This window comes from Mycobacterium sp. E1747 (assembly GCF_001667775.1).
GTDB lineage: Bacteria > Actinomycetota > Actinomycetes > Mycobacteriales > Mycobacteriaceae > Mycobacterium.
Map to the genome: position 1 here is coordinate 1 of NZ_LZJI01000163.1, position 16,438 is coordinate 16,438.

Consider the following 16,438-nt stretch of genomic DNA (forward strand, 5'->3'; position numbering starts at 1 on the left):
CCGAATTGCGCGCGCTGCCACAGCGTGTAGTCCGCGTACTGCACGGGCAGCGGGGCCCACTGCGGGGCGTGCCCTATGCACCGGCTGGCGTAGGCGGCCGCCAGGTCGCTCACCAGCGGGGCCACCGACCAGCCGTCGGCCGCGATGTGGTGCACCACCGCCACCAGGACGTGCTCGTCCTCGGATACCGCGAAAAGCCGTGCGTACAGCGGGGTTTCGCTCGACAGGTCGAAGGTGTGACGCGCGGCGGCACCGATGCTCTCGGTCAGCCGGTGCCGCGACCATGCGGTGGCGTCGACGACGCCCCAGCCGAAGTGCGCGCGCTCGGGCGCCACCACGTCCTGATAGGGCACGCCATCACGGTGGGGAAATACCGTGCGCAGGGATTCGTGTCGGCCGACCACATCTGCCAGGGCCGCGCCCAGCGCGCCGACATCCAGGCGGCCGGTCAGCGCGAGCGCCACGGCCATGTTGAATACCGCTGAGGGGCCGGTCAATTGGTCAAGAAACCACAACCGGCTCTGACCGAAGGACAGTGGGATCACGGCGGGCCGATCACCGGCCACCAGGGGTTGTAGTGCGCCGCCGTCCGTGTGGACCTTGGGCGCCAGGCCGGCGATAGTGGGCGTGTCGAACAGGACGCGTACGCCCAGACGGGTGTTCAGGGACTTGTTGACCGCGGCGATCAGCCGCATCGCGGTCAGCGAGTCGCCGCCGAGGTCGAAGAACGAGTCGTCCACGCCGACGCGGTCCAGGCCGAGGATCTCGGCATAGGTGTCGGCCAGAATTTCTTCGATGGTGTTGCCGGGGGCGCGATAGGGGGCATCGCGGTACTCCGGCGCCGGCAGCGCCCGGCTGTCCAGCTTGCCGCTGATCGTCAGAGGCAACGCGTCGAGCACCACGATCGCGGCCGGCACCAGGTAAGCCGGCAACTGCTTGGCCAGCTCCGCCCGTAGGGCCAGTGGATCGGCGGTGCCGGTGATGTAGCCCACGAGGCGCTTGTCACCGGGCCGGTCCTCGCGGGCGATGACCGCCGCGGCGTCCACACCCGCCAACGCGGCCAGCGCGGAGCGGATTTCGCCCAATTCGATGCGGTAGCCGCGGATCTTGACCTGCTCGTCGGCGCGGCCGACGTAGTGCAGTTGCCCGTCGGCACGCCACCGCACCAGGTCGCCGGTGCGGTACATGCGTGCCCCGGGCGCATCCGCGCCCGCGAACGGGCACGCGACGAAGCGGGACGCGGTCAGCGACGCTCTGCCCAGATAGCCGACGCCGACACCGCGACCGGCGACGTACAACTCACCGACCACGCCCGGCGGGACGGGCCGCAACCCCGCGTCGAGCACGAACAGCGCGGCGCCCGCGACCGGTCTCCCGATGGGTACCTCGGCGCCGGCGTCCGCCTCGAGCGGGGAGCTGATGGTCACGTCGACCGTGGTTTCGGTGGGACCGTAGGCGTTGCGCATGACGCGGCCCGGCGCCCACCGCTGCACCAACTCGGCCGGGCAGGCCTCGCCGCCGACGATCAGCGCGGCCGCCTCCAAACCCTCGCGAGACAACCCCGCCAACGCGGACGGCGTTTGGCTTAGCACACCGACCTGCTCGCGAATCAACAGCGCGCGCAAGTCCTCCGGCGATCCGGCCGCCGCCTCGGGAACCACGACCAGCCGCCCGCCGTGCAGCAAGGCACCCCAGATCTCCCGCACCGACGCGTCGAACGCGTAGGAGTGCCACTGCATCGACACGTTGACAGGGCCCGGTGGGGCCAGGCCGGCGTCCCGGCCTTCCATCAGTTGGGTGACGTTGCGATGCGTGACCGCAACGCCTTTCGGGGCGCCGGTAGTGCCCGAGGTGTAGATGATGTGGGCGAGGTTGTCGGCGTCCGGCGCCGGTGGCGCGCCGCTGGGATGTGAACCCAGCGGCGCGTCGATGTCGATGACCCGCAGGCCGTACCGGTGCAGCCGGCCGGCCGAGCTCGCGGTCGTGATCGCGACGACGGGGTCGGCGTCGTCGACGAGGAATTCGAGCCGGGCGTCCGGCACGGCAGGGTCGATCGGCAGGTATGCCGCCCCGGTCTTCAACACGGCCAGGATCGCCACGATCGCGTCGGCCGAGCGCGGGACCAGCAGCGCGACAATGCGGCCCGCCCGCGCACCGTGGTCGGCCAACAGGTGCGCGAGGCGATTCGCGGACCGCTCCAGCTCGCGGTAGGTCATCGACCGGTCCGCGCAGCACAACGCTGTTGACTCGGGAGTGCGAAGCACCTGTGCGGCAAAGAGTTCCGGTATGGACGCGCCGACGTAACCGCGCGTCAATACCGCGCGGTTACCCGCCTCGTCCAGCCATGCGTGTTCGCGTTCGTCGAGCACGTCGACGGTCGACAACCTGCGGTCGGGGTCGGCGGTCATGGCGAGCACGACCCGCTCCAACCGCGTGATCAGCGCCTGGACGCTGGCCGCGTCGAACACGTCGGTGCGGAATTCCACCGCTCCGATGATGCCCGCGGGCTCACCGGTCTGCGTCCACCGTTCGGCCAGCGAGAAGGTGAGGTCCATCCGCGCGGTATGGGTGTCCAGCGGCATCGGGGTGATCTGCAGGTCACCCAACGTCAGCCCCGCAGCCGGGTCGTCGTGCTGTCCGGGCAGGTTCTGCCACGCCAACGCCACCTGAACCAACGGGTGATGGGCCATCGATCGGGTCGGATTGAGCCGCTCCACTAAAACGTCGAAAGGTAGGTCCTGGTGCTCGTAGGCGGCAAGGCTGCGAGAGCGCACCTGAGCCAGCGTCTCGGCGATCGTCGGGTCGCCGGCAAGTTCGACCCGCAGCACCAGCCTGTTGACGAAGAATCCCACCAGCTCGTCCAGCGCGGGGTCGGGGCGTCCGGCGACCGGGAACCCCACCGCCACGTCGGCGGTTGCGCACAGCTTGCTCAGCAGCACGGCCAAAGCGGCCTGCAGCACCATGAAACTGGTCGCGTCGTGATCGCGGGCCAGCACGCGGATCCGGCGCTGCAGCTCGGCGGACCACTGCACCACGGCGGTGGCGCCCCGGTAGTCGGCGACGGGCGGGTACGGCCGATCGGTCGGCAGGTGCAGCCGCTCGGGCATCCCGGCCAACGCCTGCCGCCAGTACGCCACCTGGGCGGCGATGGGTCCGTCGCTGTCGTCGACGTCTCCGAATCGGGCACGCTCCCACAACGCGTAATCGGCGTACTGCAACGCCAGGGGCTCCCAGTCGGGGGCGCGCCCGTCGCACCGGCTGGCGTAGGCCACGCCCAGGTCGCGCACTAGTGGGGTGACCGACCAGCCGTCGGCGGCGATGTGATGCACGGTTGCCACCAACACATGTTCGTCGTCTGTAACGGTGAAAAGCTGTGCCCGTAGCGGGGTTTCGGTCTGCAGGTCGAACGCGTGACGCGCCACGGCGTCCATGGCATCGGCCAACCGGGCCTGCGACCACCCGCGGGCATCGACCGTGGCCCAGCCCAATTCCACCCGGTCGGCCGGCACCACGTCCTGGTAGGGCACCCCGTCGATGTGGGGAAACACCGTGCGCAGCGATTCGTGGCGGCCCACCACGTCGGTCAGTGCGGCGCCCAGCGCCTCGGCGTTCAGGCGACCGTGCAGTCGCAGGCCCACCGTCATGTTGTACACCGGCGAGGGGCCGTGCAATTGGCCGAGGAACCACAGTCGGTTCTGGGCGAACGACAACGGTATTCGCGCCGGCCGCACAGCGGCGACCAGCGGCCGGCGCTCGCCCGCGCTTGGGTGGAGCCGGGGCGCGAGCTGGGCGACGGTGGGCGCGGCGAACAAGGTGCGTACCGTCAAATCCGTCCGTAGGGCCTTGTTGACGGCGGCGATGAGGCGCATCGCCGACAGGGAGTCCCCGCCGAGGTCGAAGAACGAGTCGTCGACGCCGACGCGCTCCATCCCGAGGATCTGGGCGTAGATGCCGGTGAGGATGTCCTCAACGGCGTTCGACGGGGCGCGATACGCGGCGTCGCGGTAGTGCGGTTGCGGCAGCGCGCGGGTGTCCAGTTTGCCGTTGATCGTCAGGGGCAGCGCCGGGACCGCCACGACGGCCGCCGGCACCATGTAGGCCGGCAGCCGCTCGCCCAGCCGGGTCCGCGCCGCGGCGACATCCACTGTGCCGGGCGCGGTTTCGGTGACGTAACCGACCAGGCGTTTGTCGCCGGGGCGGTCTTCGCGAACGATCACCACCGCCTGCTCGACGTGCTCGACGTCGATCAGCGCGGCCTGGATCTCGCCCAGCTCGATGCGATAGCCGCGGATCTTGACCTGTTCGTCGGCGCGGCCCAGGTAACGCAGCTGGCCGTCGGCACCCCAGGAGACCAGGTCCCCGGTGCGGTACATGCGCCGCCCCGGCGCGAAGGGGCACGCCACGAAGCGCGACGCCGTCAGCCCGGGTCGGCGGACATAGCCGACGCCGACCCCGTGGCCCGCCACGTACAGCTCGCCGACCACACCCGGCGGCACCGGGCGCAGCCAGCCGTCCAGCACGAACAACGCCGCACCGGGTATCGGCACGCCGATGGGGACCACCCCCGCGCCGGCCGCCAACGGCACGCTGACCGTCACGCACAGCGTGGTTTCCGTCGGTCCGTAGGCGTTGGTCATGATCCGGCCCTGCGCCCACCGGTCCACGAGTTCCACCGCGCACGGCTCGGCGGCCACCACCACGGCCGTCGACTCCAGGCCCTGAGGTGACAGCGCAGCGAGGGCCGACGGCGTCTGGTGCAGCACGCTGACGCGTTCGTCGACGATCAGCGCTTGAAAGTCCTCCGGCACCGCGGCGACCGACTCGGGCACCACCACCAGGCGGCTGCCGTGCAGCAACGCGCCCCAAATCTCTTCCACCGAGGCATCGAACGCGTACGAATACCATTGCGTCCACACGTCGTTCGGCCCCGACGGCAGGCCCTCGTGCAGCGGCTCGAGCAGCTGAGTCACGTTGTGGTGGGTGGTCGCGACGCCCTTCGGTACTCCCGTGGTCCCCGACGTGTAGACGATGTGGGCGATGTCGTCACCGGCCGGCAACGGCAGCGCGGATTCTGCGGCCGGGGCGTCGGCGGCGGCGTCGACCACGGTGATCCCGCGGCCGGCGAAGCGGGGTGCCAGCTCCGGTGTGGTCACCGCGGCGATCGGTGTGGCGTCGCCGAGGACGAAGGCGATCCGCGCGTCGGGGACGGCGGGGTCGATGGGCAGATAGGCGGCCCCGGACTTGAGCACCGCCAAGATCGCGACGATGGCGTCGGCGGACCGGCCGAACATCACCGCGACGCATTGGCCGGCTCGCGCGCCATGGGCGATCAGCTTGTGCGCCAAGCGGTGTGAATCCCGGTCGAGCTCGCGGTAGGTCAAGCTGCGGGCACCACACGTCAACGCCACCGCCTCCGGGGTCCGGTGCACCTGCGCGGCGAACAGCTGTGGGATCGATGGTCCGGTCACCGGTTGACCAAGCACCGCCCTGTTGCCGAACCGGTCGAGCCGGGCGCGCTCGTCCGCGGCCAGCACGTCCACCGCCGACAACCGCCGCGACGGGTCGGCGGGCATGGTCGACAAGATTCGCTCCAGCCGGTCGGCCAGGGCCGCAACGGTTTCGGGGTCGAACGCATCGCAGTCGTACTCGATGGCCAGCCCCAGCTCGGAGCCGGGCGTCGCCTGCAGGGTCAGCGGGTAGTGGGTAGACTCGTGGCTGGTGAAATCGGTGATGGCCAGCTCGCCGAGTTTCATCGAGGCCGCCGCGTCAAGCGGGTAGTTCTCGAAGACGAACAACGTGTCGAACAGCTGATCGTGACCGGTGACGCGGTGAATCTCGTTGAGCGCCAGGTGTTCGTGATCCAGCGTCTGCTGATACGCGCGATGCAGCTGATCAAGCAGGTCGGCGACCGTGGTCGCGGCGCTCACGCGCGCCCGGACCGGGACCGTGTTGATCAGCAGACCCACCATCGACTCGATGCCCACGATATCGGCCGCGCGGCCCGAGACCGTGGCACCGAAAACCACGTCGTGTTGCCCGGTCAGCGACACCAGCAGCTGCGCCCATCCGGCCCGCAGCACGGTGTTGACGGTGGTGCGGTGCGCGCGGGCCAGTTGCTGCAGCGCCTGACCGGCCCGCTCGGAGAGCCTGCGCGACTGCACGCCGCGCTGCCCCCGTCGCTGCCGGTGTGGCGATCCGACCAGCGTGGGAGTGTCGAATCCGGCCAAGGCTTCTCGCCACACCGCGTGGGCGGCGACGAGGTCACGCTGCGCATGCCAGGCCACGTATCTGCGGTACGGCACGGGCGCGGCGAGGCGCTGCTCGTGGTAGGCGACGAAGATCTCCTGCAGCAGAATCGGCAGCGACGAGCCGTCGAGCACGACGTGGTGATTGGTCAGCACGAGCCGGTGGTGGTCGGGGGCGGTGCGGATCAGCGCCACCCGGAACACCGGTGAGTCGCTCAGGTCGCAGACCGCGGCGCGTTCGGCGGCGCACAGCTGCCGGACCTGCTCGCCGAAACCCGGGTGGGTGGCGTCGAATTCGGCTTCGCACCAGGGTACTTCGGCGGCGGCGGGGATGACCTGCACGGGCGGATCGATCTCCGGGCAGAAGCGGGCGGCCAGGTTGGGGTGCCGGGTGACGACGGTGCGCACCGCCGCACGCAGCCGCTGCGGGTCGAGGGGACCGGCGATGCCGATGGTCAGCTGGACGGCATAGAGATCGACGCCCTCGGCAGATGCAGCCGTGGCGTGATAGAACAGCCCCTGCTGCAACGGGGTCAGCGGCAGCACGTCGGCCACGCGACCGTGCCGTTCGAGATCGTCGAGCTGCGCCTGGGTCAGGCGCGCGGGGAGGACGTCCGACGGGGTCAGGCCGCCGCCTCCGCCGCGCACGTGCGCGCAGATGCCCCTCAACGCCTCGAACCACAAGTCGCTCAACCGCTCAAGCTGATCCGCATTGAGCGCAGAGGCCGCCCACGTCCACTCGGCCTGCAGGTGGGGGCCGTCCTCGTCGTCGAGGATGCCGGCGTTGAGCGCCACGGTGTGTGTCAGCGGCGTGGCCACCGCGGTCGCGACGACGCTGGCCGACAGGCTGTCGAGGTCTGGGCGCCAGATGTCTCGGGGTAGGCCGGCGGTGCCGGCCAGTCGGCCCAGGTAGTTGAACGCGACAGTCGGCTCGCGATCGTCCAGTTTGAGGCTGAGGTAGCGCAGCAGTCCGTAGGTGAGGCCGTCGGGCAGGGCGCGCAGTTGCTCCTTGGCGGCCTTGACCACCGTTGCCACGGCGGCCCCGCCGTCGAGGACCCGCGCCCAGTCCAGCGCGCCCACCGCCAGGGCGACCGGGTATTTGGCCGTGAACCAACCGACCGTGCGCGACAAATCGATGTCGACGCCCCAATCCGCTTCCCGCCCATGGCTTTCAACGTCGATTCCGATCGGCGTGCGGTGACTGCCCGCAAAGTGTGCGATCGCCATGCCGAACGCGATCAGGAGGATGTCCTGCGTGCCGGCGTGGAACGCCGCGGGCACCTCGCCGAGCAGCATGCGGGTGGTGTCGGCGTCCAGACGAGCCGACCTGCGTCCGGCGGTGGCGTGGGTGTCGAGGGTGCCGGGGGCCGGCAGTGCGGCCGGCGCGCCCGCCACGCGCCGCCAGGCTTCGGCTTGGGCCAGCACCTCGGGGCGGCGCGCGTGCTCGTCGAGCAGGAAGGACCAGCGGGCGAACGAGGTGCCGCCCGGCGGCAGCGTCACGGGGTGACCGGCGCGACGCGCGGCCCACGCGATGTTGAGGTCCTCCACCAGGATCCGCCAAGAGACCCCGTCGACGGCGAGGTGGTGAACGATGAGCGCCAACTGTCGGGCGGGCGGCACCCACAGCGCACTGAGCAGCACCCCGGCGCCCGGATTCAGCCGCGACCGCGCGCCGATGAGCGCCTGCTCTGACAGCACCGGCGACACCTGCAGGCAGGCGGAGGCGTCCACGGTGCCGGCCTCCGGCACCGCCAGCGACCACGTCCCCTCGCCGTCATCGTCGACCCGCAACCGCAGCATGGCGTGCCGATCGAGCAGTGCCTGCAGGAGAACTACGACATCGGTCTCCTCGACTCCGGCGGGGGCCTGCACCACCATGGTCTGGTTGAACTGGTCGACCGGACCGTCGATGCCCTGCAGCCACCGCATGATCGGGGTCGCCAGCACCTCGCCCACGCCCGCGTCGTCCGGGCGCTGTTCACCGACGGCCACGGTGGCGATGCTTGCCAGGCGCGCCACGGTCTGCTCGACGAAAATGTCTCGCGGACCGATGATGACGCCGGCGGCACGCGCGCGGGACACCACCTGCAGCGACATGATGCTGTCGCCGCCCAGGTCGAAGAACGAGTCATCCGCGCCGACCCGGTGTAGGCCCAGGACTTCGGCGTAGATCCCGGCCAGCACCTCTTCGAGTGCACCGGACGGCGCGCGATAGGCGCCGGCGGCGAATTCCGGTGCGGGCAGCGCCCGAACGTCGAGCTTGCCGTTCGCGGTGAGCGGCAGCGCGTCGACGACGACGACTGCCGCCGGCACGAGGTAGGCCGGCAGACGCTCGGCCAGTCGGCCGCGCAGCTGCGCGGGGTCGGCGGATCCGGTGATGTAACCCACCAGGCGCCTGCCGTGGTCGCCGCCCGCGCGGGCGACCACCACGGCCTGCCGCACGCCGTCGCACGCGGCCAAGGCGGCCCGGACTTCGCCCAGTTCGATGCGGTAACCCCGAATTTTGACCTGGTCGTCGGCGCGGCCCACGAAACGCAGCTGCCCGTCCGGGTCCCAACACGCGCGGTCTCCGGTGCGATACATCCGCGTCCCGGCCGGCCCGTAGGGGTTGGCCACGAAGCGCTCCGCGGTCAGGTCGACCCGGCCCACATACCCGCGCGCCAGCGCGGGGCCGCTGAGGTACACCTCACCCACCACCCCGATGGGCGCCGGGTTCAGCCGGGCGTCGAGCACGATTGCGCGCACGCCGGGAATGGGCGCACCGATGCGCACCGCATGCTGCGGCGACAGCGGCGCGCTGCAGGTGGCCCAGATGGTGGCCTCGGTTGGCCCGTAGGCGTTGAGCATTCGGCGGCCCCCCGACCAGGCGGCCGCGAGCTCGGGCGGGCAGGCCTCCCCGGCGGTGAGCAGCGTGTCAATCCCCTGCAGCCGCAGCGGCTCCAGCGAGGCCAGCACCGTCGGCGTCAGGACGGCCGCGGTGACCCGGTGAGCTGTGGTCAACGCGGTCAACGCGGCGCCGGCGTACACGTCGCGCGGCGCCACGACCAGCGCCGCCCCCGAACCCGCCGCCCAGAGCAGCTCGAAGACCGACGCGTCGAAGATCGGCGCGGCCACCATCAACACCCGCGCGTTCGGACCCACGCCGAGTAGCGAGCGCTGCGCCGCGGCCAGTCCTGTCAGGCCGGCGTGGGTGACGGCGACCCCTTTGGGGGTGCCGGTGGACCCGGACGTGAAGATCACGTAGGCGGTGCTGTCCACCTGCAATGGCGTCAACCGGTCCGCGTCGGAGATGTGGTCGGTCCGCTGACCGGACAGGTCCACGGTGTCCAGGTCTAGCGTGGGGCGGTCACCGGTCGTGGCGAAAGTGCTGTTGCCGCAGGTCAATACGCAGACGGCACCGACCGCGTCCAGCACCGTCGTGATGCGCTCGACCGGCTGGGAGCGATCGACTGGTACGTACGCCCCGCCGGCCTTGGCCACCGCCCACCAGGCGACCACCAGTTCCACGGATCGATCCACCGCCACCGCGACCGCGCGCTCGGGGCCCACCCCGGCGTCGATTAGCACCCACGCCAATCGCGTTGACCACTCATCGATGTCGCGGTAGGACCATTCCCGGTCGTCGTCGATGACGGCCGTCGCTGCGGGACGGGCATGGGCCGCCGCGGTCAGCAGCGACGGCGTCAGCCCGACCGGAGCGGCCGCTTCGGCACCCGACCACCGGGCCAGCAACAGGTCGCGCTCGTCGCGGTCCAGCAGTGGTACCTGGCTCAGTGGCAGCGACGGGTCCGCCATCAGGATCCGGTCGAACAGCGATTCAAGGCGGGTGACGTGCCGGTCGATCTCGCAGGCGCTGTATCGCTCGGGGTTCCACGCGAACTGGATTCTGGGCGTGCTGCCGCCCAGAGGCGGGTAGATGTTGACGGCGACGTCCTGGATGGGCATGGTGGTCAGCACGCTGCACGTCGGCTGTGAGGGCCCGAAACGCAGAGGTTCGGCGAAACCGAAAATGTTGACCACTTGGCCGAATTCGACGTTGGTGTCGACCGGCGTCGCATCCGCGACGAGTGCCGGCCAACCCCGGAACTGTTGGTGCCGCAGTGCACCGATCACGGCGGTGCCGACCCGGTCGGTCAGCTCTGCGGCGGTGTCGCCCTCCTCGACGCTGACGACCAGCGGCACGAGGTTCGACACCATGCCGGCACTGTTCTTCAGCGCGGCCGTGGTGCGTGCCGACACGGGCAGCGACAACGAAACCCGCTGCCGGCCCGTGGTCTTCGCGACGAATGCGGCCATCGCGGCGACGACCCGGGCCACGTCGAACCGGTCCTGCCCCGTCTCGAGAAGGCGGTGGGTGCAGCGCAACTCGCGCACCAGTGGATGCCGTGGGGGCACCGACCGCTGCGTGCCGGCCAGGTCGGTGACCGCCACCGACTCACGCAGGACTGTCTTCCAGTACGCGGCGTCGGTGACGCTGCGGGACGACTGTTGATACTTCACATCCGCGTCGCGGATGAGCGCGAACGCGGAGAAGTCGACAGCACCGGTGTGGGCGTCGGCGCCGGAGTAGACGGCCGCGACGTGCCGGATGATGTTGTGCGCGCCGTAGCCGTCGACGAGCACATGGTGCGTGCGCAGGTAGAAGTAGCACAGGTCGTCGGCGAGTCGCAGCAGTGCGAAGTTGACGAGCCGGTCGGCGAGTAGGTCGAGCGGTTGGCGATAGTCGTCGTCGATCCAGCGCAGCGCGGCACCGCGCGGGTCGGCTTCGGCGCGCAGGTCTACACAGCACAGGGTCAGTGGGAAGGAGCGGTCCACCACGAAGACCGGTTCGCCGTTGTCGAGGGCCAGCCGCGCACACGGTGTACCGAACCGCGCGACCGCCGATTCGCACGCGGCCATGAGTCGGTCGGCGTCGACGTCGTGATCGATCGCCAGGTAACCGGCGAAGTTGTACGGGACGTCAGGCCGGAGTTGCTGCGCGGCCCAGATCGCGCGCTGGGCCGCGGTGAGCGGTCCCAACGTGTCCGGTTGCGTACCGTAATCGAGCATCTGAGGACGAACTTTCTAGTAAGGCGAGCGCCGCCACGCCCGCGAGGTTGGCCTGCCCTGCGTCACAACCGGCCGTCAAATTGGTTGTGCCGCAACGCGTTTATCCAGTGTGGTCATCGGCAGGAACGCCGCCGCAATGCTTGCGCCGATCGCCAACGCGGTGGCCACGGTGAACACCGCCGTGTAGGCGTGGGTGAGGTGTTGGGCGGCGGCCCTGGTTCGATCCGTCAGCAGCACCGTCATCAGAGCGGCCCCGACAGCACCGCCCAGCTGATTGTTGACGCTGCGCAACGTCGTGGCGCGTGCGATCTGGTGCGGGGCCAGCGGTTGGACGCACGCCGCGGAAACCGGTGTGGCGGCACAGCCCACCCCCATGCCGATCAGCAGGAGGCCGGCCAGCAGCGTCGGCGCATAGCCGGCGTGGTGAGCGACTCCGAGGGTGAACACACCCAGGCCCGCCGCCATCAGGGGGAAGGCAATCAGCACGATCTTGCTCGGCCCGTCTTTGTCCATCAGGGCCCCGGCGAACGGCGTCGTCACCGCGATGCCGATTCCCATAGCGACCAGGTGCAGTCCCGATTGCAGCGGCGTCTGATGAAGCATCACCTGCAGGTAGCTCGGGATGAGCAGCAACACCCCGATGTAGGTCACGGCGAAGATCAGCAGCGTCACGTTGGCCTGCCTGACGACCCGATTCTTGAGCAACCTCAGGTCGACCAGCGGGCCGTCGGCCCGGCGCCATGCGTGCCTGATGAAACCCGCGATCAACGCCGCGCCGATCACCGTGGGCAGCACGACATGACGGTCCGCGACGGTGCCCCGCCCCGGCACGGACGACAGCCCGGCCAGCAGGGCTGCCATGCCGGGTGACAGCAGCAGCATGCCGGTGACGTCGAGCGTCTCCGCCGGCGCGGGCCGATCCTTCGGGAACATCAGGGCGGCGAGCGCGACGGTGCCGAGCCCGATCGGCACATTGATCAGGAAGATCCACCGCCAGCCGTAGGTGCCGATCAACCAGCCGCCCAGGATCGGTCCACCGATCGGGCCCAGTAGGAAAGGAACCGCACCCACAGCGACCAAGCGGCCGAGCCGCTTCGGGCCGGATTCGCGAGTCAAGACCACGAAGCTCAGGGGTGTCATGATGCCGCAGGCGCATCCCTGGACAGCCCGGAAGACGATCAGCCACAACATGTTCGGCGCCACGGTGCACAGCACGGACGCCAAGGTGAATACCAGGACACCGCCGGCGAAGGGCCGCTTGGCGCCGAATCGGTCTGCGGCCCAACCGGTGACCGGGACCACGGTGGCGAACGCCAGCATGTAGCCGGCCATGGTCCAGGACACGACGGCCTGCGTGGACCCGAACTCGGCGAGGAAGGTCCGTTGCGCGACGGCCACCGCGGTGCCGTCGAGGTGGCCCATCATGCCCGCCAGGCCGCAGGCCGCGCCGATCCACAGCAGCCGGGCGTCGATCTTGTCCGGATAGTCGGGCAGGCCGGGTTCCGATGGCGCGACGGCCGTCGGCGGGGCCGACGGTACGCCAGATGCGTGATTCATGCCGTTACCCGACGCGGCCGCTCATGGCTGGCTGGTCAGGTAGCCGCCGCGCCGGAAGAATTTTTCGCCGTTGCACTCGACGCCGTCCGCGGCGCGGACGCGGGTGATCACCAGTCCCCGGTTGCCGCCGCGATGTGGGTCGGCGCCGCAGACCACGACGCCGCCTTCCTCCTGAACGATCACCCGGCCCGGAGTGCCGCCGTAGCCGGCCTCGGAGACGTGTGCCTCGAGGACCTCGATCCGCTCGCCGCGGTAGAAGGTGAAGGCGCCCGGGTACGGATCGGATAGCGCCCGCACGAACCGCGCGAGGTCCGCTGCCGACCAGCTCCAGTCGAGCAGGCTGTCGCACTCGGAGCGCTTGTGGAAGAAGGTCCGCTCGGCCTTATTCTGGGGTCGCCAGACCGCGGTGCCAGATTCCAGCGCGGTCAGGGCCTCGGTCAGCACGTCCGGGATCAGGTCCATTCCCCGCAACACCAAATCGGTGCCGGTATCGGTGGGGCCGATCGGCACCGACCGCTGCACCAGGATGTCCCCCGTGTCGAGGCCGTCGTCCATCCGGTGCACGGTCAACCCGAACTCGGACTCGCCGCTGATCAACGCCCACAGGACCGGGGAGAACCCGGTGAACCTGGGCAGCAGCGAATCGTGGAAGTTCAGGGTGCCGTGCCGGGGCAGGTTGTACAGCTCCGCGGGCATTCGGTAGTACCAGCTGTTGACTACGATGACGTCGGGTTCGGCGCGCTTGACCAGGTCGATCGTCTGGGCGTCCACCCGCTCGGTGAGGTGCAGCGGGATACCCTGCTCACGCGCGAGCTCGTCGACTGGCGCCGACCAGATCGCCTTGTAGGACTCGTCGCTGAACGGGTGGCTGACGGCGAGGACCACCTGGTGATTGGTGTCGATCAACGCCTGCAGCGTTTTGTAACCCCATGTCTGGAACCCGAAGAAGACGACGCGCATACGTCAACAACCCCTTTGTTTCGTCGACGGTCACCGGCCCGTGCCCGGGTCGCAGCAAACCTCACGGCCCCGGCGACCTTACGTTAGCCTAACCTAAGGTAGTTACGTTAGCCTAACCTTAGGTTGCATCATTGGGCGGGTGCTGAAGCCGCCGCCAAACCACGGTCGTGCTGTCAACAGGCGCACAGCCTGCCGACCCGAAACCACTGCGAGCGAGGTTAATTCGAACGCCTACATCCAAAGGTGCTGACCGCATCCGCGGGAGCTGTTGTGCCGCAACATGATGACGAGTAGTGAGCAGCCCGCTGGATTTCAGCGGTATCACAATGTGTCCAATTCCTTCGCGTCGAAACGTCGGCGCGTTCTTGCTGCGGGCGTCGGCGTTCGATGCGGTGTCGACGCAACCGGCGGATCTCCGCCCAGTCCTCCACCTTCATCACCCTCCAACCGTCCCCGGGGTGGGTCCCTTTTCCGAACCGCAGAGGGTCAGTTGGGCTCAAACGTCTTGAGCGAACTCGGAGCTGCCTGTTCGCGGCAGTGGCAACGTCCGCGGTGCTCTACGTTGCAGCTCTGGGGCGTCCTTCAAGTTGGGCATCGGCCAGTGTCGTTGAGCGCCGGCGTTGACCGGCGACGCGGCGGGCCCCAAGACGAACTGAATTAGGGACAGGATGGATGCGCTTGCTCGTCGTGGATATCTGACCAGATAGGGGTGGCGCTTTGGATTCTGCGGTCGGTGATGTCGGCTTGCTCTCCTCGGGACTTAGGTGCCGCCACCAGCAACAGATGTAGAGCAGCATCGAGCGCCAAGATGACGATCACCCAGACAACGACTGTGACGTCGACCCACCATCCCATTGGAGGGGCGTCAGGAAGCGCATTTCGGAGCGGTATCACCGCAAAGAGCATTGCCGCGTACCACGTTGTCATGGGCGGCTGGAACTTTCGCTTGCCACGCGCGGTCTGAACCGCGACGAAGAGCCCGACCCCGGCAAGCAGAACTAAAACACCGAGTATGAGGACGGCCAACGCGCCCGTGCTTGGCGACCGCTGCACATTCACGCGATACGACGGGGGGGCAGCCGACTTGCTGGCGGTAACCTTCCACCCGCGGAGGCGGTCAACGAAGGTGACCGAGGTCTGTTCCGGCAATTGTGTAGCGCCGTGCAAGATTTCGACCGCAATCGGCCGCGCGCGGTAGTGATCGAATGGGTATTCCGCGGGATCGCCGGTGACGGACATGGAAACTGGGACGATGCCGGGCACCTCACCTTTGGGCCAGTTGCGCTTGGTGGAGGTCAGAACGGATGCGACGGCGACACCGAGATCTTGCTTAAGGACGTGGGTTTGCGGATCCAGCAATTCCGGTCCTGGTGAAACGATGAGGTTGCCCGTGAGGACGCCGTTGATTGGCTGAACCTCGAGGAGGTCGATGGTCACCAGTGTGCCGTCGGCGGCCGGCTGACCCTCAGTAACTTGACTGGGGCGACCCAACCCGGTGCTGGTATACAACGCGACGGTCACGACATATGCGGCAATGAACGCAACGACGCCACCGACGACCATTTTCATAAGCGACTGTCCTTACACGAGTCAGGCACGAAATGTTCTCCGCTGAGAATGTTATGACCTCATCAGGCGAATCGTCTGAACAACTCGGGTTGCAGGCGACGGCTGCTCGGTCACCTCGCCCAACCCAGGTGGTGAGCGCCTGGACGAGCAGCACCGGTGGGTGCGAGGTATGCGGGAGCGGATCTCACCGGTTGATTCACAGTCGATTTGCGGCGTCGGCGCGCAGTGTTCAAGGGCATTGGCGCGCCGGCCATCCCGAAGTGAATGTGCCACCTACCGATTCGTGATCGACGTCACGTGTTGTGGCAATTGTGGGGCCAGTTTAGCTGACGTAACATCGAGCTTCGGCGTAATAGGTTGTGGCGCAACATATAGATGATTATCGATAAACAGCGCCTGGGAATTGCTTTGTACTGCGGGCGATCTCAGTAGCTATTTGCGCGGAGCTTGGCGACGACGATGGCCAGGAATGCCGATCGATACGTCTGGTTCAAGGGCGGCGGAACGCCCGCGGCGTATTGTGCGGCAAGACCGGCGATGCAGCTCATGAGTGCGGTCGCGCAGTTGAACTGCGCTCGGTCGGGCAACCCGAGCGACTTAGCCGTCGACCGATGCGGTGATCGGGCAGCGTGGTTCGTTCATCCAAGATGCGCCCAGACCTCGATCTCGACTGCTGCACCGCCGGGTAGAGCCGCGACTTCGACCATGGAGCGGGCGGGTCGGAACTCGCCGAATACCTCGGCGTAGGTTGCGTTCACCTCCTCAAGGCTTCCGATGTCGGTGACAAAGATGGTTGTCTTGGCGACATCCGCGAGTGAAGCGGCGCAGTCGCCGAGAATGGCAACGATATTGGCGAGAATCTGGCGGGTTTGTGCCGCAGAGCCTCCATCGACCAACTGGCCCGAATCCGGGATGCGCCCCAGCTGGCCCGAGAGGATGAGCCAGTCGCCGGCGCGCACTGCAGATGAATACGGGCCGACCGGACGCGGCACGCTCGGCGTAAGAACAGTGGATACGGACATGGCGTTCCCTTCTCATTAGGTGACCATTTCGATGCG

At 68.6% G+C, this 16,438-nt stretch carries 4 protein-coding genes and 1 pseudogene; all 5 read right to left on the minus strand.

The features are described from left to right. Positions 1-11,294: non-ribosomal peptide synthetase (locus tag A5695_RS15810; protein ID WP_156749679.1), on the minus strand; the 11,294-nt coding region annotated here is incomplete at its 3' end. A gap of 75 nt (positions 11,295-11,369) precedes the next feature. Next, on the minus strand, positions 11,370-12,851 hold the full coding sequence (locus A5695_RS15815) for a DHA2 family efflux MFS transporter permease subunit (protein WP_068083727.1): 1,482 nt from the start codon (positions 12,849-12,851) through the stop codon (positions 11,370-11,372). 21 nt (positions 12,852-12,872) lie between these two features. Beyond that, the gene (locus A5695_RS15820) at positions 12,873-13,811 is read right to left on the minus strand and encodes a methionyl-tRNA formyltransferase (RefSeq protein WP_068083730.1); all 939 of its coding nucleotides are present in this window, start codon (positions 13,809-13,811) and stop codon (positions 12,873-12,875) included. Positions 13,812-14,563: 752 nt separating this feature from the next. Continuing rightward, a pseudogene (locus A5695_RS15825) lies at positions 14,564-15,380 on the minus strand (DUF4436 domain-containing protein); the annotation flags it as partial. A gap of 638 nt (positions 15,381-16,018) precedes the next feature. Then, entirely contained in the window at positions 16,019-16,402 is a 384-nt protein-coding gene (locus A5695_RS15830) for a RidA family protein (protein ID WP_068083735.1), read from the minus strand. Between the last annotated feature and the right edge of the window lie 36 nt (positions 16,403-16,438).

What these genes read in the sequence shown, in the direction of transcription:
- A5695_RS15815 (WP_068083727.1), bottom strand. Translation starts at nt 12,851, where the DNA reads ATGAATCACGCATCTGGCGTACCGTCGGCCCCGCCGACGGCCGTCGCG.
- A5695_RS15820 (WP_068083730.1), bottom strand. Translation starts at nt 13,811, where the DNA reads ATGCGCGTCGTCTTCTTCGGGTTCCAGACATGGGGTTACAAAACGCTG.
- A5695_RS15830 (WP_068083735.1), bottom strand. Translation starts at nt 16,402, where the DNA reads ATGTCCGTATCCACTGTTCTTACGCCGAGCGTGCCGCGTCCGGTCGGC.